General features: G+C 38.7%; 17 protein-coding genes. 3 read left to right on the plus strand and 14 right to left on the minus strand.

From position 1 onward, the window contains the following. Window positions 1–6: 6 nt before the first annotated feature. From ACWA1F_RS04930 to ACWA1F_RS04970, 9 genes are all read right to left on the minus strand, one after another. Window positions 7–621 carry a hypothetical protein gene (locus tag ACWA1F_RS04930; protein ID WP_456892053.1) on the minus strand — a complete coding sequence of 205 codons (615 nt, stop codon included), beginning with the start codon at window positions 619–621 and terminating at the stop codon, window positions 7–9. A 16-nt stretch (window positions 622–637) separates the two neighbouring features. Further along, a complete protein-coding gene (locus tag ACWA1F_RS04935) occupies window positions 638–1,321 on the minus strand; it encodes a conjugal transfer protein TraI (protein ID WP_456892055.1) in 684 nt (227 codons plus the stop codon). A gap of 12 nt (window positions 1,322–1,333) precedes the next feature. Continuing rightward, window positions 1,334–3,802, minus strand: a complete 2,469-nt coding sequence (locus ACWA1F_RS04940) for a TraG family conjugative transposon ATPase (protein WP_456892057.1) — start codon at window positions 3,800–3,802, stop codon at window positions 1,334–1,336. Window positions 3,803–3,809: 7 nt separating this feature from the next. Further along, a complete protein-coding gene (locus ACWA1F_RS04945; RefSeq protein WP_456892059.1) occupies window positions 3,810–4,151 on the minus strand; it encodes a DUF4133 domain-containing protein in 342 nt (113 codons plus the stop codon). A gap of 10 nt (window positions 4,152–4,161) precedes the next feature. Next, window positions 4,162–4,500 carry a DUF4134 domain-containing protein gene (locus tag ACWA1F_RS04950; RefSeq protein WP_456892601.1) on the minus strand — a complete coding sequence of 113 codons (339 nt, stop codon included), beginning with the start codon at window positions 4,498–4,500 and terminating at the stop codon, window positions 4,162–4,164. Between the two features lie 126 nt (window positions 4,501–4,626). Next, window positions 4,627–5,088, minus strand: a complete 462-nt coding sequence (locus ACWA1F_RS04955) for a hypothetical protein (RefSeq protein WP_456892061.1) — start codon at window positions 5,086–5,088, stop codon at window positions 4,627–4,629. A 328-nt stretch (window positions 5,089–5,416) separates the two neighbouring features. Continuing rightward, window positions 5,417–6,664 (minus strand): hypothetical protein, encoded by a 1,248-nt coding sequence (locus ACWA1F_RS04960; protein WP_456892063.1) that lies wholly within the window; start codon window positions 6,662–6,664, stop codon window positions 5,417–5,419. A gap of 55 nt (window positions 6,665–6,719) precedes the next feature. Next, window positions 6,720–7,583, minus strand: coding sequence for a helix-turn-helix domain-containing protein (locus tag ACWA1F_RS04965; protein WP_456892065.1), 864 nt, complete (start codon window positions 7,581–7,583; stop codon window positions 6,720–6,722). A 290-nt stretch (window positions 7,584–7,873) separates the two neighbouring features. Next, a complete protein-coding gene (locus ACWA1F_RS04970) occupies window positions 7,874–8,581 on the minus strand; it encodes a hypothetical protein (protein ID WP_456892067.1) in 708 nt (235 codons plus the stop codon). A 345-nt stretch (window positions 8,582–8,926) separates the two neighbouring features. Here ACWA1F_RS04970 and ACWA1F_RS04975 point away from each other — a divergent pair, with 345 nt between their 5' ends. Together ACWA1F_RS04975 and ACWA1F_RS04980 are read left to right on the plus strand one after the other, a co-directional pair. Then, window positions 8,927–10,597 (plus strand): tetratricopeptide repeat protein, encoded by a 1,671-nt coding sequence (locus ACWA1F_RS04975; RefSeq protein ID WP_456892069.1) that lies wholly within the window; start codon window positions 8,927–8,929, stop codon window positions 10,595–10,597. A 111-nt stretch (window positions 10,598–10,708) separates the two neighbouring features. Next, window positions 10,709–10,885: a histone H1 gene (locus ACWA1F_RS04980; RefSeq protein WP_456892071.1), complete on the plus strand. Its 177-nt coding sequence runs from the start codon at window positions 10,709–10,711 to the stop codon at window positions 10,883–10,885. Between the two features lie 341 nt (window positions 10,886–11,226). On the opposite strand, the gene ACWA1F_RS04985 is transcribed toward ACWA1F_RS04980, so the two are convergent. The 5 genes from ACWA1F_RS04985 to ACWA1F_RS05005 all read right to left on the minus strand — a co-directional run bounded on the left by ACWA1F_RS04985 (window position 11,227) and on the right by ACWA1F_RS05005 (window position 14,378). After that, window positions 11,227–12,024 carry a hypothetical protein gene (locus tag ACWA1F_RS04985; RefSeq protein WP_456892073.1) on the minus strand — a complete coding sequence of 266 codons (798 nt, stop codon included), beginning with the start codon at window positions 12,022–12,024 and terminating at the stop codon, window positions 11,227–11,229. A 191-nt stretch (window positions 12,025–12,215) separates the two neighbouring features. Further along, entirely contained in the window at window positions 12,216–13,019 is an 804-nt protein-coding gene (locus ACWA1F_RS04990; RefSeq protein ID WP_456892075.1) for a hypothetical protein, read from the minus strand. A gap of 184 nt (window positions 13,020–13,203) precedes the next feature. Then, complete coding sequence (locus ACWA1F_RS04995; protein ID WP_456892077.1) at window positions 13,204–13,512, minus strand: hypothetical protein; 309 nt, start codon at window positions 13,510–13,512, stop codon at window positions 13,204–13,206. Window positions 13,513–13,521: 9 nt separating this feature from the next. Continuing rightward, window positions 13,522–13,872 (minus strand): hypothetical protein, encoded by a 351-nt coding sequence (locus ACWA1F_RS05000; RefSeq protein ID WP_456892079.1) that lies wholly within the window; start codon window positions 13,870–13,872, stop codon window positions 13,522–13,524. Window positions 13,873–14,135: 263 nt separating this feature from the next. Then, window positions 14,136–14,378, minus strand: a complete 243-nt coding sequence (locus ACWA1F_RS05005; protein WP_456892081.1) for a helix-turn-helix domain-containing protein — start codon at window positions 14,376–14,378, stop codon at window positions 14,136–14,138. A gap of 524 nt (window positions 14,379–14,902) precedes the next feature. Here ACWA1F_RS05005 and ACWA1F_RS05010 point away from each other — a divergent pair. Continuing rightward, window positions 14,903–17,935 (plus strand): SusC/RagA family TonB-linked outer membrane protein, encoded by a 3,033-nt coding sequence (locus tag ACWA1F_RS05010; protein ID WP_456892083.1) that lies wholly within the window; start codon window positions 14,903–14,905, stop codon window positions 17,933–17,935. The last annotated feature ends 8 nt before the right edge of the window (window positions 17,936–17,943 follow it).

Here is a 17,943-nt window from a genome sequence, read left to right on the forward strand (position 1 = left end):
TTTAATTTATAATCCGTAAACAACGCTTGTATTTTTAGAGTCCTTTTTTTCTGCTGCCTTGGATACAGACAGCAGTCTGGCATCACTGCTGAAAGAAATGCAGAAATTGTAATCTTCCAGCATTGTTTCATGCAGCGCGTCAATACGTTCAATTCTCTGGTCGTCTTTTAGTTCTAATTTGGCATCGGTAGTGACTGCCAGAAGCTGTTCCAGTGTGTCGCCGCAGTTCTGCAGCAGTCTTTCAAACGACCTTTCTATGTAATCCAGTTCGCTGCCGTGAAATAAATCTGCTGTTTTTAGATCTGCAGAAGTCCTTTTATACATTTTGATTATTTTCAGCTGCATTGAAATAATTTCAGCGGTTTTATAATAGTTTCTGACTTTTGGATTAATTTTTAAAAGCGATGTGAAATAATCACTGTGGAGATTTACTTCGCCTTTTTTGGCATCACCAATAAAATTCAGTCCTTTTGACACAGCGGAATATCCTTTTTTAGCATAATCGATATACACCTGAAGCGCGGCAATCTGAAGCAGGAGTTCTTTTCTCTGCTTTGCCTGAGCCTGTATTTCCAGAGGGAAAATGATAAGCATCGAGAATATAAAAAACAGTTTTTTCATGATGATTGTTTTTAAATTATGGAATTCCGTAAAATTGTTTTACTCTATTTACATCTGCTTCCGTTTTGGCCCGCTGGAGGCTCAGCAGCATATTCTGCTGGTTAAACATGGTGAGGTCATCGTAATTGGCATCAATCTGGTCCCCGGCTTTATTGATTATCTCGAGTCTTTTCAGATCGCTCATCTGGGTTGTGAAGGATTCCAAGATCAAAAAGATCTGGTCAATATTCTTTACGCTTTCCTCCAGAATTCCAGTGTAGACACGCTCCATGTACGCAATCTCACTTTCTTTAAAATGGGTGTCTCTTTTAAAAAGGTTCCACGCTCTTTCATATTCTTCGATGAGTCTGGTCTGTTTTTTTGTAATTTCCTTTATCCTCTGGTAATAGGTGATAATGGATTTTACCTTCGCCAGCTCTTCATAATATCCTTTATAGAGATCTTTCTGTTTTTGCGTCCAGTCTGAGATTTCGTCGAGTTTTAATTTAGAGAGGACATTTTCGACCTGCTTCTGCGCGTTCTGAAGCCATATCGTTTTATTCTGCAGTTTCTGGATCCGCAGATCGATTGCCTTGATTACTTTTTTGGTTACTGCTTTTACTATTTCAAGAATGGGCAGTGCCGCAGTTTTTTCAGCCGGTCTGGCCGGAGTGCTGATTAGCAGCAGGCAGATCAGACAGGCCGTGATTTTTGTTTTCATATTTCCTTTTCATTAATTTCCATTTCGCATTTCCTGAGCCATAGCGGCAATTCCCCTTCTGATGTCGCCGCCGAACTTTTGGGCGTACGCGTTCATTTTCACTTTCTCGCTTTCCTCTGTTGTGTAGGCAAGATATTCCTCCAGCGACACCTCTGTCCTGTAAACTTTTGAAAGCATTCCTCCCAGAGAGATAAAAACTTCTTTGTATTTCTTTGCGGGATCATTGGCTTTATTTACCGAAAGCACCAGTGCTTTTTCTTTGTCGGTAAGACCGAGAAGCTCCTGTATCTGGTCAAATTTATTCTGGTACTTGCTCTGGTCCAGCAGGATCTTGCAGTCACTGTTGTTGATGATGGCCTGTTTCACCACAGGTGAAGAAATAATATCTTCAACTTCCTGGGTCACTACTATAGCTTCTCCAAAGAATTTACGAACGGTCTTAAATAAATACCGTAAATATTCCGCCATCCCTTCCTTGGCAATAGCTTTCCAGGCTTCTTCAATTAAAATCATTTTTCGGATGCCTTTCAGTTTGCGCATCTTGTTGATAAAGACTTCCATGATGATTATGGTTACCACTGGAAAAAGAATAGGATGGTCCTTGATATTGTCGAGTTCAAATACTATAAATCTTTCCTTCAAGAGGTTTAGATTTTCGGTTGCATTCAAGAGATAGTCAAACTCGCCGCCTTTGTAGTAAGGACGCAGCACATAGAGAAAATTATTAACGTCAAAGTCTTTTTCCTTAACCTTGTCGCTTTCCAGAATGGAAACAAAATCATCTTTTAGAAACTCATAAAAGCTGTTAAAGCAGGGAAATATATCAGCATTAATCTCCATTTTTTCATAATACATCTGAAGCGCATTGGAAAGCGCCACATATTCGCTTCGGTTAAAGGTTTCATCGTCTTTTTTCCAGAGTGCCAGTAGCAGGGTTTTAATGCTTTCTTTTTTCTCAGTATCCAGATTGTCTCCCTCTGAAATATAGAACGGATTAAAGCGGATAGGATTTTTTTCATCATACGTAAAATAGTAGCCGCTGACCATATCGCAGAGCCCCTTGTAGCTGTGTCCGACATCCACCAGTACAATATGCGTTCCCTGTTCATAATAGCTTCTCACCATATGATTGGTAAAAAAGGACTTGCCGCTTCCCGAAGGCCCCAGAATAAATTTGTTTCTGTTGGTGCAGATTCCCATTTTGACGGGTTCATCGCTGATATCCACGTGGACAGGTTTTCCCGTCAGACGGTCGCCAAGTCTTATTCCGCAGGGACTGAGCGATGATCTGTAACCGGTTTCCATATTCAGAAAACACACAGCCTGCTCGGTGAACGTGTCAAAGGTTTCATTTATAGGGAAGTCCGCCGCGTTTCCCGGGATTCCCGCCCAGTAGATCTGTGGCGCTCCGACAGTTTCCTGCTTCGCTGCCGCATCCATCTGCGCAAGGGCAGAGGAGACTTTATTTTTAATATCCTTAAGCTCTTCCTTATCTGTGCTCCAGCATAGCACATTAAAATGTGCTTTAATCGGAAGTCTCTGCTGGGAGAGAGCTTCATTTAAAAAGTCATTTGTGGCATCCCTTGCAATCATATTTTCCCTGCTGTAGGCTGATAAAGACTGGAGCCTTAATCTCTTGCTTTCAAGTTTTTGGATTGTTTTCTGGGCATCTTCAATAAACAGGTACTGATTATAAATATGATTGCAGGATAAGAGCTGGCCGAGAGTGGAGGCAAAGCCGACACTGAACTTGGTTTTATCCGTCGAATAACGGTCAAAGTTGATTCTGGATCCGCATAAAGCCGGCAGATCAGCGGCATCTCCCAGAGTGAACAGCTGGCAGTGTTTGTCGCCGACTGATAAACCTTCTTCAAATTTGATATCATTAAAAACAAATGAATCCTCCCTTTCAGATAAGAAGCAGTACTTTTCGATCAGGCCAATTTTTCTGCTCTCGCTTTTAAGCGCTTCATTTTTCAGTCTTGCCAGCTTGACAAAACCGCCGTCTTCCATAATTCTCTTGAACTGTCCGCAGGCATCTTCAAAATCCTCAAGAAGCTGCGGGCTTAGAACATCTTCGGGAACAATGGAGCTTCTTAGCAGATTGGAAAAAAGGGAGCTTGAGCTCTTTCTTCCCTGCGGTTTCTTGGTCAGCATTATAAAGCAGGAATGCTCTAAGAAAGGTCTTTCGTTGAAAAAACGTTCACTGCTTCTGGTCAAAAAACTGCTGTCATCTCCCAAGAAATCAGCTTTATACGTGCTTTCTAAAAACCAGTCCTGCTTATGAAAAACGCAGAACTTAGGAAGAACTTTAATGGCTTTAATCCATGACTGGTGAAAAGCTTCGTACTCCTGATCGGATAATGTAAAAATCTCTGGAAGCTCTGCTTTAAAAACTATTGTTGCATCTCCCTGTTTTGATAAAATGCAATCATGTTCCACTGCCATAATCGGCAGTATATTTTCCATCCTCTTCTCCATCTTTCTTTCATTTTACTTCTAACGTCTTATAGCTATCTCTTATAAAAATATCCCTGCTATAAACCTTGATATGCTTTGGAATCTGTTTTCTCGCAAGAGCTTTCATCATTCCATACTCACCGTATTTATTGCTCATTCTATAAATCTTGAAGACAAGAAATGCTCCTGCTGTTCCAATCAAACCAACACATACAAGAGAAGGCAGACCGATGATATACATGATAGCAAACACAATCATAAGTGCAACAACGCCTCCGCCAAGATACCAGATGTACTGTGCCTTAAGCCCTTTGAATTCAATGCTCTGATTGATTCCTTTATTAATGTGGTAAACACTGTTGCCCATCATATCTAATTTGCTAAACCCCAAAGAAGGATTTAATTACGGTTGCCACCACAACTAGAAATACACAGCTTCCAAACCAGGCTGCAGCGACTTTTCCTGTATCAGGATCACCCGCATTCCACTTCTGATACACCTTAACTGCGCCTATCAGGCCGAGGATGGCACCTACTGCATACATGAGTTCAGTGCCCGCATCAAAATAGCTTCTCACTTTCTGGTTTGCTTCATTAATGCCTGCCACGCCGTCCTGTGCGTAACCCTTGCCATTAATTAGCAGCAATAAAAGAATTGAAGTGGCCTGCACTTTATTCTTTTTCCAAAAACACTTTAATTTCCAGCTACATTTTTTCATCATACATCATTTTTAAAGTTATTTCGTTATTAAAAAGCAGAGGAATACCGCCGTTACAGCTCTATTTCCTTGTCACATAAAGCCATACCGCACCAGAGAGAACGGGGGTGATTCCTCTGCTGGATTTTAGAAAACTGATTCTTCCCAGAGACTGTCTGCCTCGCTTAAAGTCAAATGCAGAGCAGGGTATTTTTCAGATTCGGAAACCATCAGTTTGTTGATGCTTTCTCTAAGTGAAGAAATCTTCACATAAGGATATTCTTCAAGAAGCATTCTTAAGTAGTTTTGAAACTGTTCTTTTGATAAGCCTTTTTCTGCACTTTCTGCAGCAGCCTGCTGTATGCGGGATGAAAGCTGTTCTGCATCATCTAAAGTGTCAAATGATTCCGAGAAGGATTCTTTTATTGATTTTGCTTCCCTTGTATTTTGAATATTGTTTTTGAAAGAGGGGAGTTTTAGTTTCTTTTCCCCTGAGAAGATTTTTTTTAAATCTCCGCTGTAAAATTTTAGCACTATAAATAAATACCAGATTATTACCGCTGTACCTATTACAGTTAGATAGCTGTTCCATGAAACATTTGTAAACATAGTCATCATCATTTATCGTTCGACATTTTTCTCATTTCTATAAATCATGTTTATCTGAATCAGATATGATTTATTCTACGGGTCAAAGGAACGACTAGAACTTAGAGCGTACAAGTCCAGCTTTTTGCTGTACCCCGGCTGTACCCTGCTGGACCCGCAGTAAAATCAGGAGAAAAAAAATAAAAAAAATAAGTTTTAATTAATTAGAAGAGTTTGGCTTATAAATTTTTTTTAGCAGAGCGTTTAATATTGCTTTTTCTTAGAAAGAAGCAGCCCCAATACCTGCTTATGCAATATTGGGGTTTTAGGAAGGAAAAACTCAGAAGTTTTAGTAGTTCCTGATTTTTTTAATGATATTCTCGAGGGTTTCAATCGCAATTTCCTTGTCGCGTTCCTCTATCGAATAGGCCTTGCTTCTCATGGAGTCATAAGAAAGGGTGCTCTTGCTGGGAGTGGAAAGAAATGGAACTATTTTTTTAAAGAGCTGGTTCATCGATTTGGAAACCAGAACATTTAATTCCTGTGAAGCTCTTAATATGAGAGCCGTCTGGTCGGTTGACAGCCGGCAGGTAACCTTATCTTCGTCCTTTACGGCAGGCTTTGGCAATGCAGGGCTTTCGATTTTAAGCACAGCTGAGGTTTCCTCAGCAGCAAACTGCTGTTCTTTCTCTAAAAACAGCAGTTCCTGCTCAAACCACTGGTGGATTAATTTTCTTAGGTCGGGATAATTTTTATACAGGGAAATAGTGCTGTTGGTGTATATCTTATTCAGTTCCTTGGAATAAAGAAGCAGGCGCTCCCTTTTTTCTTTTAAACTTTCGCACTCGTTTATATTAGCTGACAGCAGGCTGGTCAGATAGTTAAGATAAAGGGGACTGTTGAAGTTGAGATGTATGAGAACTTCATCCAGATCACTAAACAGGCTGTTTTCTCTATGATTTAATTTTAAGGATTCCAGTTTTTTGATCAGCTGCTTTCTATACATAACGTCCCGAAACGTGATTTTTTCATTTTTCGATGAGTTTGCAAATCGGTATAATTCGCTGAAAACAATTTCAGAAGCTGTTTTGCTGCAGGAATGAAACTGCGTTCTGCCCGCCAGAAGGCCGATCTTCTTTTTCAGCTTTTTCTTTACCGATGCCGCATAAAGCCCTGGCATTCTTGCATCCTGGCTTAGAAACTGGTCAAATCGGGATTCCATGAAATTCAAGAGTTCATCCAGACAGGACATCAGGGTGCTGATCACTTTTCGATGGCTGTTCTGTTTAGGACCATTTGTCTTTTCTATGAGCATCAGGCTGTTCCAAAGATTGACCAGTGAGCTGTGATAGTTTCCTATAAGCACTTTTATCTTTTTTTCTTTGGTGAGCGAGAAAACCTGAATAGTCATCTTGGACTGGATCAGCTGGGTTTCCAGGACAGCCTTTTCCATTATTTCTTTGGACTGCTGCTGGGTCAGCTCTATAAAATTATTCTTTCTGGGATTTAGATTAAGTGTAACCATAGCATCCAGCCATTCCAATAGATAGGGTTGCGTCATGTCTTCATTTTTTAGTAAATACCGCTCCTGATTCATTAGCAGGAGTATTTAAATTTAAACTGCAGAACATTTCAATCCTGGTCAGGCCAAGTCAGTAGGTGGAATGTAATTTTAATCGATATTCGGAAGGAGACATCTGGGTATGTCTTTTAAAAAAATTACTAAAGAAAGAAGTGTTTGCAAATCGTAGTGTTTCCGAAACATTTAGAATGGTTAAATCATTATTCTGAAGCAGAATTTTGGCTTCAAGAACCAGCGCGTTTTCAATGCACTGCTTGGCCGTTATCTCTGTAACCAGTTTGATGGTTTTAGTAAGATGCCCTGAGGAAATGTTCAGGGCATCTGCGTAAAACCTTACGCTGTGCTGTTCTCTGCAGTGGAGCTCAACTAATCTGAAAAAATGGACGGCTGTTTTTTCCGCAGCGGAATATCTGGTCTTTTCAAGCCAGGAACTTCTGTAGTACAGACTGGCGAGCTCATATAAAAAAAGGTTGAAGCTCAAAAGGATGAGTTCCTTTTTGAAAACCCGCGAGTTTGATAATTCCAGCCTCGTGCCTGCCAACAGCAGCAGATCCATGAGATTCTTAAGTTCCTTTTTCTTCAGGAAAATTTTGGACGCGTATCTGGCGGTGAAAAAATTAAAATACCCGATATGGGGCCACCTGATGCTGTTTTCAAATGCAAATTCTGATGTAAATGACAGTATGGATACGCACAGTTCCGTGCTCATCATCACAACCTCGAAGTCTGATCTCTTGGGAATGGCTATCAGTTCACTGGCAAATAAGTGTATCGTCCTGCTGTTGATGCTGATGGCGGCGGCACCTGAGTTTACGATGAGGACCGTCGAGTGCTGCTCTGGAATTAAATCCTTGAAAGCGTTTGCGGAAATTAGATTTTCAAAAACGCACAACGCAATACCCTGCGTCTTATAATTTGATTTCTTAAATATCAAAGCCTTTTATTTAAATTGAACGTTCCATGCCGCTAACGGTATAATTTTGCTATCATGCTCACACAGACAAACAGCAGATTTGACATCATATTGATGAAAAGCAGATACACTAATTTCCTTGCAGAATCAATCGGGGGCGTCTCAGTAAAGGAGATGCAGCGAGGCTCATTATTAAACAGTATGGTCAGTATAAAGTATATAGCCGCCAGATTCAAAACAATCAGAAATACGTAAAAGCCGTATACGATCCGCTTTTCAAAAGGTATGATCCAGTCCATTTTTTTTATTTTTTAGTTTCTGCTGAGAATTCCTGCAAGCAGTGAGCTGGCAACCGCGGTAGCGGAATTGCTCAGCGCTCCCTGTACTGCACCGACCCTGTTGCCCACGGAGGTTTCCCAGTCCTTATCCTTGCGTTCTGATTCAAAATAGAGCGAATGCCTTGCAATGGCCGATGAGGTGAGGATTATCCTTTTTTCTTCAGCCGTAAACTGGACATTATTTATAATACCTGCTTCAAAAGAGATAATCTGCGAATGCACATCGCCGTAGGGATAGCCCTGCCAGGCTGGAACCCAAGACATGAATTGGGACAGGCTGTTTTTTGCTGCGGCCGACATGGGGGAACCTGCAAGAATCTGCTCGAGCTGCAGCTGCGGCGAAGAGACAATCTGCTGTATCTGCTGGAAATTGGGCGCAGCAGGGGATGGAAGGTTCTGCAGATCTGTGTTCAGATATGATATGGAATCGATCTTGGAGCTGACAGCATTGATGGTGCTGTCCGAAATCGTGCAGGAAAGATAAGCGTTGAGTATCTCATTGTGGATTCTCCCCGCCATGTCATATGCGTTGGCTGGGTTTTCAGGATTCACCTGCACGGTTTTTTTGGACAGCAGCTCATTTTCGGCTGATTTGGAAATTGGAATTTCATGTGTGTAGTCATCTTCATTGGCGCATGACACAGAAAGTGCTGCAAGCATGCCGATTAAAATTTTTTTCATGATTAAAGTGTGTTAAATGGAGCGGCCTTTTGGGCCGGTTCATTTCACCCGGGCAAGCAGAACCTTAAACGGCACGATGCCGTTTTTTGCTTGTGAATTCAAAGCAAATCTAGTCTCATGAAAGCCGCCCTGCAAGCCCTTGGCTGTGGATTTTCTGAATTTCAGGTATGGATTTTCGGAAAATCGGCACTATGTTTTTTTAATGTTAACCCTTTGTTATCAATATATTACGTTATATTTGGAAGTCTTTCTTTACAAATGGCCTGCTTTTGGTTTCCAGCTCGGGAATTTTGATAAGGAAAAGCATTTTTTGCCCCGTATTGTATCATTTTTAATCCTGACTCTATGCTTAAATTTAGATCCAGCCTTCTTTTGCTCTTGATGACCCAGCAGCTTTTTGCGAATTGGAACGAACCGAAGAAAAGTGATACGCTTTCAGGCAGATCCTATGATTATCTTTTTGACAAGATTGAGCTGACAGCAGGCTCCGAGCGGCAGCAGATTTATCTCTCCAGCTTTCTTCGTAAGGCAAAAACAGAAAAAAATGACGAGGAAATCTTGAACGGATACAAAAACTATGTGCATTACTGCGATGGGAAGCTCAAGCTGGTATACGCAGACAGTATGATCTATGCGGCTAAAAAGGCAGATAAGGATGCCCTTATCGGTTCGGCTTATCTCTCGAAAGGCATTGTCTTTTATTCGCTGAAGAACTACAAATCGGCTCTGGACCACTACCTGATTGCCGATAACTTTATTTCGAAAACCAATGATGATTACCTGGTCTATAAGGTAAAGTACAACATTGCGCAGATCAAGTACTATCTGGGGTTTTATGATGAGGCCGTGCCGCTGCTGAAACAGTGCATTGAATATTTCAGCGGAAAAAATGCGAGGGCCTACCTGAATTCGCTGCATTCCCTTGGACTGTGCTACGGCAGGATGGGCAATTATGGGCTGGCCTCGCAGACCAATGCGGAAGGCCTTAAGGAAGGGGAGAGGCTTTCCAATGATGAAATGAAATACTACTTTATCCACTCCGAAGGGGTGAACCAGTATTTTAAAAGCAATTATGCCGATGCCGTCAAAAGCATAAACGCTTCGATTCCGATGCTTTTAAAAAACAGGGATTTTGCCAATGAAGCGGTGGCCTATTTCTATCTGGGAAGAAGCTACTGGGATCTTCATAAGCCCGAGAGGGCGGTCCCCTATTTTATGAAGGTGGACCGGATATTTGAAAATAAAAATTATATCCGTCCCGATCTGCGGCAGAATTATGAGCTGCTGATAAAATATTACAAAGGAAAGCAGGACCTGAACAAGGAGCTTTTCTACATCAAAAAACTACTGAAGGCCGACAGCGTGCTCAGCAGCAGGTACGTTTACCTGTCCGGCAGGATCCGAAAGGTGTATGATACCAAAGTGCTGATAGAGGACAAGCAGAAAATCGAGAAGCTGTTCAATAATAGGAAATACAATGACTACATATACAGCGGGGTCATTGTGGTGCTTTTCTCAGCGATTATATTTTTTGCCCATCGGCATTCCAGCAATAAAAAGACCTACAGGCTCAAGTTTGAACAGGCCATTAATGGCAGGAAAGCTTCAGTGCAGAGGGCCCAGAGAAAAAACGGAGCCAGCGGCATTGAGGATATCAACAGTGAGACCGTGGCGCAGATTCTAAGGAAGCTGGAAAAGTTTGAAAGCGACAAGAAGTTTCTGCTGAAGGATCTTAATGCGGCAAAGTTGGCATCGATCACCAATTCGAATCCTAAATATCTTTCCGCCATTATAAGGCACCACAAAGGAAAAAAGTTCGTCAACTACATCAGCGATCTGAAAATTGATCATATAATAGCTTTATTGAAAGAAGATAAAAAGATAAGGAAATATTCCAACAAGGCGCTTGCGGAGGAAGGCGGATTCAGCAGCACCCAGAAATTCGCACAGGCGTTTTTTGCCAAAACAGGATGCCCGACTTCTTTTTTTATAGATGAGCTCAATAAGATGTCCTAATGAAACAGACTGTTTTATAACATTTATTATGCTGCTTTATTTTGATAAGCTGTTTGGAGTTTTTAGGGAAAACTCTATTTTTGTCTGCTTAATTTAAAAATGAATAGTATCATGAAAGATTTAGTAGCAAAAATAAACTCCGAAATCGAAACATTCAAAACCGAATCTGAGTCTTTATGCGAAAAAGGCGTGAAGGCGGCAGGGGCCAGAGCGCGCAAATCCTCTTTGGAAATCGAAAAGCTTTTGAAAGAGTTCAGAAAGGTTTCTATTGAGGAGTCTAAGAAATAATACTGCTGTTGATATTTTACAGTAAAAGGTGGATAGTGGGGCTTTTGGCCCCATTGTTTTTTTCTTTTATTGTTTGTTGGATGTTTATGTTATTTTTAGCCAAACCATAATTTAATCGTTGAGGCTATGATGAGGTGTTTTTTATCAGGTAGCTTATCCCGCTTTACGCTGCAAACGAAGTTCACTGAACTCCGATTGAGATAAAAAAGTAAGTGAAGTAATCTTTTTGCCGAACCCCGGCATAAAAGGATTTCCGCTGCAATCGGGGCTGGGGAGAAATATTCTGCTTTTTATAAGCATTTAAATATAGTAACATTGTTGGTATCTGTTATCTGTAGTTTTTACTTAAATCCGAATAATTCCGTCTCTTGAAAATCAATTATTCCTTGTTTACGCAGTATTTCTGTATAGGCATCTATCCTTGTTGCGATTAATCTGTTTCTATTTGATATCGACCACTCATTCATAATTCCAATTAATTTTGGTTCGCTTTCCAAATCAGAATAATTTATATACCAAAGCCCACATCCGCTGATTCCAAATAAATCAGGACCATAACTAATTGATTTCGATTTTAGGTTGGGAGTGTTTTGCCGGTCATATTCTACAATTAGATTTAAATATTCATTTCTTTTTAATTTCTTATACTCGTTTATATTCACACATTTTGTGATACCAATAAACGGAACTGAGTGAAAAGAATTTCTTGAATGTGATTTTTTTGACCAGCTGCTTGGGTATCCAAAAACTATGTAACTCATAAAATCAACCGAAGAATGATTAATCTCTATATCTGAACTTTCAAGAAAGGAATAATCAATGCTTAAATCTTTTACAGAGTGATTGTCCAAAATTAAAATTGCCACATCTAATTCATCAGACTTTCGATCTTTTTCCGGGTTATTTTTAATAATTCTTCCACCAGGTTTTATTAATGTTTTACCTTCTTGGATCGGTATGAATAATTTTTCAAAATCATCAAAAACATGTGCTGCAGAGAATAGGAAATATTTAGTTCCAATTTTTACAAAAACACCTGTCCCATGCTGCTTGTAAGAATCCAGATCTTTAAAAAGTGTACAGGTGAAATTCCTGATTTTGGGAAGACTGTTTATATATTTTTTTGCAATTTCTTTCATTATGTCCGATGTAAAATTGCAGATAATGTTGTAGTACTGCAGCGCGTTAGCGACTAAATTTAATTCCTATTTTCAGATTTGCCACCCGAGCGATAGCGAATGGAGAAGTAAATCATCTCAAATACACAACTAACTTTCTATTAGCCAACTGCCCATATCTGTTATACTACCTGTTAGTGATAGTTTTTCTGTCAATTGTTTTTACGTTTTTTCTTCTCCAATTTTTCAAAATTAAAATATGATTTTAGTTCTTGAGTTAGTAATTTATTTATTTTTAGAATTTCTTCTAAACTAATCTCATTTTCTCTGATAAATGCCAAATCCTCAAGAATTAAATTTTGATTTTTCAATAAGGAATTTTCGACTTTTAAGCCAATCCATTCTTTGTCCTTAATTTCTCTTTTAACTGACTGTAGAGAATCAAATTTATCGTGAAAAGTTGTAATTGTATAATAATGTTCCAATAATAAAAATACGGCAGTAAGTTTTGTATGCTCTTTTTTAGAAAGTTTATCTCCAAATTCTAAAGATTTATCGTCAAGATTATTCAAATCAATCGCTTTTAAAGAATATTGAATTCTCTTAGTAGTGAACAGAAGGTTTTGGAAATTTAATAAAATACCAAATGCGAATAGGGGATGGATTGTATTTTTATGTTTGTTGTAATCCTCTTCAAAGCGGTAAATTACTTTGTCAAAAGTTAAGCTTAAGTCATCTAAATTATCCGCATTTTTAGGTTGCTTGTATGAAAAACGATCATAAGTAAGTAAATTAAAAACAATTCCAATTTTCTTTTTGACGTAAAGATGAAATGCATATTTACTTTTACTTTCTTCATACTTTTTTTGTGCAAAAGGAATTAGAACGGCGGAAATTAGAGACAATACTGCAATAAAAAGAAACCAAATATTCCAATCAATCTTGTCACTTTCTTCAATAATTTTAACTTTTATTGGTTGTGCAATTTTCAAAGAATCTACTATTTTATCTTTCATTTTATAATTTGATTCGAAATCGAATGTTCTTTAAAATTATCGCTAACGTTCTGGCAGTTGGCGAGGTTGGGTAATAAAGATGTGTGATTTTTTGGTTAAAGACAAATTTCCCAAATACAAAACCAAATTAAAATTAAGCCCAAAACTTGCCATTTCTGCAAACTTCTGTTATATGAAGTTTTTTTTATACTTTATCAGACCAACCATCGGTGAAAGTATCTTTTTCACCATTTTTACCATTAAAAGTAATTTCTATTTTATTCCAATCTGGATTGATTTGATGAACTCTACATTTGTCTTTTGACTCATATAATATTTCAATTTTTCCATCTTCATTTTCAATAATGAATTTTCTTTTTAAAAGAGTTGCACCAGTTGCTTCTAAATCTTCTGTAGTTACTTTAGCGTTTTCAATTTTTGGAAGGCTAAAATAATCCTGTTCAGCCGAAATCTTCTTAGTGTTTTCAATTATCTGATTGTAAATTTCTTTCATATATCTATGCTAATCTTCAGAATATAAATCTAAAGTTGTTATTAATTTCAGTTCTTTTAAAATGATCTTCCCACTTTCAGGAAAATCAAATTCTCCTTCTCCATCAACTAAAAAGAAAAAATTTTCATCAAAACCATCCTCGCCACTTGAGTTTAGTCTAACATCAAAGTTAAATTCTACATCTTTGAATGTGAATTTTCTTTTAGGAATGTCAACATAAATATTTTCCATAATTGCATTAACTTCCCATTCGTCTGCTCCATAATTTCCAGGATTAGTATCTGTCAAACAATAACTCCAAAAATCAAAGGAATCATTTAATTTTTCAGCAATCTTCTCTCTAATTAAATCTATATGCATATTGTTGGTTTTTAAAGTTTTACATAACTTACTTATTTAGGCGATAAAATTGCTTAAATAAGTACTGTTTTGGGTGGCTTTGCGGCATTGTATAAATTTCAAAATCAAACATACAAAACCATTTTTCTTTTATTTTATGGTTTTCCATAATCTGTCTCAGTAATAAGTTGCAAAATATTCTTTTAAAAAAGATATTACTACCGTATAAATACCTGTTTTAAATTTTTATTAATCATAAAAAAAGATGCCGAAGCATCTTTCTATTATTCCTTTTCTAAGTCAAATTTAAAATCAAACAATTCTTTAGGTTCAATATCAAGACCCTTTGCTATTGATATTATCGTACCTAACGATGCTCCGTGTTCGCCGTTTAAAACTCTATATACTTGCTTGAGTTCAATCTTTCCAACAGAAGCAACAGTCATGACATCCTTTTTATTGTAATCCATTACCCTTTGTAAATTCTGACCAAATGCTATATAATATTTTTTTCTAATCTCCTTCATAAAGTGAAATTGAGACAATTAGAATAAAAAAAATTGTCAAATTTGACAATTTTGTGATTTTTTTCATATATTTGAATTCTAAAAAATTATTTAAAGAAATTTTAAATAGGATTTTATTAATTTTGCGACTCTTCAATTAAAAATATTTGAAGCATTCGCTTTGAATCTCGAACAGAAAACTGGCGTTTTTTAAACCACGAGAGGATAAGTAAGATGCTCACGTCATTGGCGTGGGCTCACTTATTGTGGTTGGTGCCGCCAGTACCTCTGTTCGATAAGCTGAGTTCCATGCCTTTTTTTTATAGCAATCAGATAAAATTCATAGCAAATCTTTCCCTTATTATTTAAAGTCTCGCATTTAACGTCGAACCTTTAAACTATTTACACGTGAAGTAAAAAACTGGTAATTATGATTGTTAAGCCGTTTACTTAATGCATAAAAAATGGCCCTCTGCAGCAGCGACCAAACTAGAGCAGAGGACCGTAGCTAATCAAATACCATTTAATTAACCAATCCCAATATTATGAATTATTTTTCATTTTACAAGGATGGGAAAGCGCTTTATTGCCTGTTTTTAATGGCACTGATATTCTCTTTCTCATCTTCTTCAGCCCGAAATTCTAATCGGAGTCTCAGTTCTTTTTTTCAACAGAATCAGGTTCAAGGTGTTATCACGGACGGAAGTTCTCCGCTTCCAGGAGTAACAATTGCCGTTAAAGGCAGACCCAATGCCGCTGCTATAACTGATTATACAGGTAACTACACAATTTTCGCTAGTATTAATGATACGCTTATTGTTTCGTTTATAGGTTTTAAAACAAGATTTATTCCCGTTTCATCACAGTCTAAAATAAACATTGTTCTGGAGTTCGATACAACCACATTACAGGAAGTCCGGGTGAATGCTGGTTACTATTCTGTAAAGGAGAGTGACCGGACGGGGAGCATCGCCCGGATTACTTCAAAAGATATCGAGAACCAGCCCGTCACTAACGTGTTTGCGACAATGCAGGGAAGAATGTCAGGCGTAAATATCACACAAAATACTGGCATGCCAGGCGGAGGTTTCGCAATTCAAATCCGCGGGCAGAACAGCATTAGGAACGATGGTAACGATCCTCTATATATTATTGATGGGGTTCCTTATTCCTCTCAGAGCATAGGCAGCACGGTCACTTCTTCTAATATGCCGTCACAGAATAGTCCGCTGAACAGTATAAACCCTGCAGATATTGAATCTGTAGAAGTTTTAAAGGATGCCGATGCAACTGCAATTTATGGTTCGCGCGGAGCAAACGGAGTAGTGCTAATTTCAACTAAAAAAGGCAGAGAGGGTAAAACAACATTTAATTCATCATATGTTTATGGACTCGGACAGGTCACTCGTTTTAAAGATGTTTTGAAGACTCCGCAATATTTGAGCATGCGGCGTGAGGCTTTTGCAAATGACGGCGTAACAAATTATCCTTCCACCGCCTACGACGTCAATGGTACTTGGGACCAGAACCGCAATACGAACTGGCAGAAACAACTGATTGGAGGTATTGCTGAATATACGAATTTACAGGCTTCAATTTCAGGAGGCTCACCGCAGACAAATTTCCTATTCAGCGGAAACTATTCAAGGGAGACCACAGTTTTCCCAAAACAATTTGAATATGTCAAGGCTGGTGGACATTTGAATCTGGATCATGAATCAGCAGACGGGAAATTCAAAGTTAATTTATCTGTACTTTATGGAGGACAGTTCAGTAGCCTTCCCTCTATAGATCTGACGCAAATTGCGACAAGGCTCTCGCCAAATGCTCCTGCCTTATATGATGCATCGGGAAATCTTAACTGGGAAAATAATACCTTTGACAACCCCATAGCTCCTCTTGAGGGAAAAACAAAAGGAAACACATACGATCTTCTTGCAAATGCATTACTGTCTTACAATATAGGATTTGGTTTAACCTTGAACAGTAGTTTTGGTTACACAGATCTTAAACAGAGACAGTTAAACTTCCAGCCTAATACCATCTTTAGCCCCTCTTCCGGTTTTGGAAGCGAAATTTCAACACTTTACAATAATCTCGTTAACAGAAACTCATGGATTTGTGAGCCCCAGCTATCCTATAAAAAAAGCATTAAAAAGGCGACTATTGAAGTCCTGCTGGGAAGTACTTTCCTGCAGCAGAAAGGCGATCGTCAGGTGATCAATGCGACAGGGTTTGCCAATAATGGTCTAATGGAAAATCCAGCTTCGGCAGCGAGTATCAAAGTTGAAAACAGTGATCAGAATCTGTATCGGTACAATGCTGTTTTCACTAGAATAAACTTGAACTGGGACGGAAAATATCTTCTAAATTTAACAGGAAGGCGTGACGGATCAAGCAGATTTGGGCCAGGAAAGCAATTTGCCAGCTTCGGAGCAGTGGGTGCTGCATGGGTCTTCAGTAAGGAGAACGCATTAAGAGAAAATATACCTTTACTTAGTTTCGGAAAAATCCGCTCCAGCTATGGCATAAGCGGGAATGACCAGATTGGGGATTATCAATTCCTCGATACCTACAGCTCTTCAGGGCTTAACTACTCTGGTATTTCCGGATTGCAGCCAAGCAGGTTGTATAATGCCGACTTCGGTTGGGAAAGCAACGTAAAGTTTGAAGCTGCCGTAGAGGTAGGGTTTTTTAATGACAGGATTTTTGCAACAGCTTCTTGGTTCACAAATAAATCCTCCAATCAGCTTGTAGGGGTACCGTTGCCAGGCACCACGGGTTTTCAATCTATACAGTCAAATCTTAACGCTGTTGTCGAAAACAAAGGAATAGAACTGACGGTACGAACAGTCAATATAAAAAACAGCATTTTTAGCTGGACCACAAATTTTAATTTTACCAGCCTGAAGAACGAACTTCTATCTTTTCCTAATCTTTCTTCCTCAACATATAAGAATCTATATGTTGTCGGAATGCCGCTAAATATTATAAAATTATATCATTATAAAGGTCTCGATCCTGCAACAGGCATTTATCAGTTCGAAGATGTAAATAGTGATGGTGCGTTAACTGCTGCCGATGATAAACAGACTTTAAAAAACTTAAACCCGAAGTTTTATGGGGGGCTTCAGAACCAGTTTCGCTACGGTAACCTTGAATTCGATTTTTTGTTCCAGTTTGTGAAACAGGATAACTTCAACGAAAATTTTGCCAATCCAATGCCAGGCACAATGTTTAACCAGCCGTCGGGGGTCACCAATCACTGGGAGTCACCTAGTGACTACGGTCCTTATCAGGGGTACAGCAATAGCAACAACGCCAAAATCCTTGCAAACAGCAGATATATACAAAGTGATGCTGCAGTTAGCGACGCTTCATACATTAGGTTGAAAAACATTTCATTGTCATATCAGCTGCCCGAAAAATGGACCAAGAATTTTAGCTGCAGGCTTGCAATTCAAGGACAGAATGTACTGATCTTAACCAGATACAAGGGTATGGATCCCGAATTTAAATCTGCCGGATTTCTTCCGCCGCTGCGCATTTACAGCACAGCACTTTATATATCATTCTAACCAATTTT

The organism is Flavobacterium erigeronis (assembly GCF_054075165.1).

Bases quoted from the DNA above. Each gene is read 5' to 3' on its own strand.
- ACWA1F_RS04930 (WP_456892053.1), bottom strand. From the start codon at position 621: ATGAAAAAACTGTTTTTTATATTCTCGATGCTTATCATTTTCCCTCTG.
- ACWA1F_RS04935 (WP_456892055.1), bottom strand. From the start codon at position 1,321: ATGAAAACAAAAATCACGGCCTGTCTGATCTGCCTGCTGCTAATCAGC.
- ACWA1F_RS04940 (WP_456892057.1), bottom strand. From the start codon at position 3,802: ATGGAGAAGAGGATGGAAAATATACTGCCGATTATGGCAGTGGAACAT.
- ACWA1F_RS04945 (WP_456892059.1), bottom strand. From the start codon at position 4,151: ATGATGGGCAACAGTGTTTACCACATTAATAAAGGAATCAATCAGAGC.
- ACWA1F_RS04950 (WP_456892601.1), bottom strand. From the start codon at position 4,500: ATGAAAAAATGTAGCTGGAAATTAAAGTGTTTTTGGAAAAAGAATAAA.
- ACWA1F_RS04955 (WP_456892061.1), bottom strand. From the start codon at position 5,088: ATGTTTACAAATGTTTCATGGAACAGCTATCTAACTGTAATAGGTACA.
- ACWA1F_RS04960 (WP_456892063.1), bottom strand. From the start codon at position 6,664: ATGAATCAGGAGCGGTATTTACTAAAAAATGAAGACATGACGCAACCC.
- ACWA1F_RS04970 (WP_456892067.1), bottom strand. From the start codon at position 8,581: ATGAAAAAAATTTTAATCGGCATGCTTGCAGCACTTTCTGTGTCATGC.
- ACWA1F_RS04975 (WP_456892069.1), top strand. From the start codon at position 8,927: ATGCTTAAATTTAGATCCAGCCTTCTTTTGCTCTTGATGACCCAGCAG.
- ACWA1F_RS04980 (WP_456892071.1), top strand. From the start codon at position 10,709: ATGAAAGATTTAGTAGCAAAAATAAACTCCGAAATCGAAACATTCAAA.
- ACWA1F_RS04985 (WP_456892073.1), bottom strand. From the start codon at position 12,024: ATGAAAGAAATTGCAAAAAAATATATAAACAGTCTTCCCAAAATCAGG.
- ACWA1F_RS04990 (WP_456892075.1), bottom strand. From the start codon at position 13,019: ATGAAAGATAAAATAGTAGATTCTTTGAAAATTGCACAACCAATAAAA.
- ACWA1F_RS04995 (WP_456892077.1), bottom strand. From the start codon at position 13,512: ATGAAAGAAATTTACAATCAGATAATTGAAAACACTAAGAAGATTTCG.
- ACWA1F_RS05000 (WP_456892079.1), bottom strand. From the start codon at position 13,872: ATGCATATAGATTTAATTAGAGAGAAGATTGCTGAAAAATTAAATGAT.
- ACWA1F_RS05005 (WP_456892081.1), bottom strand. From the start codon at position 14,378: ATGAAGGAGATTAGAAAAAAATATTATATAGCATTTGGTCAGAATTTA.
- ACWA1F_RS05010 (WP_456892083.1), top strand. From the start codon at position 14,903: ATGAATTATTTTTCATTTTACAAGGATGGGAAAGCGCTTTATTGCCTG.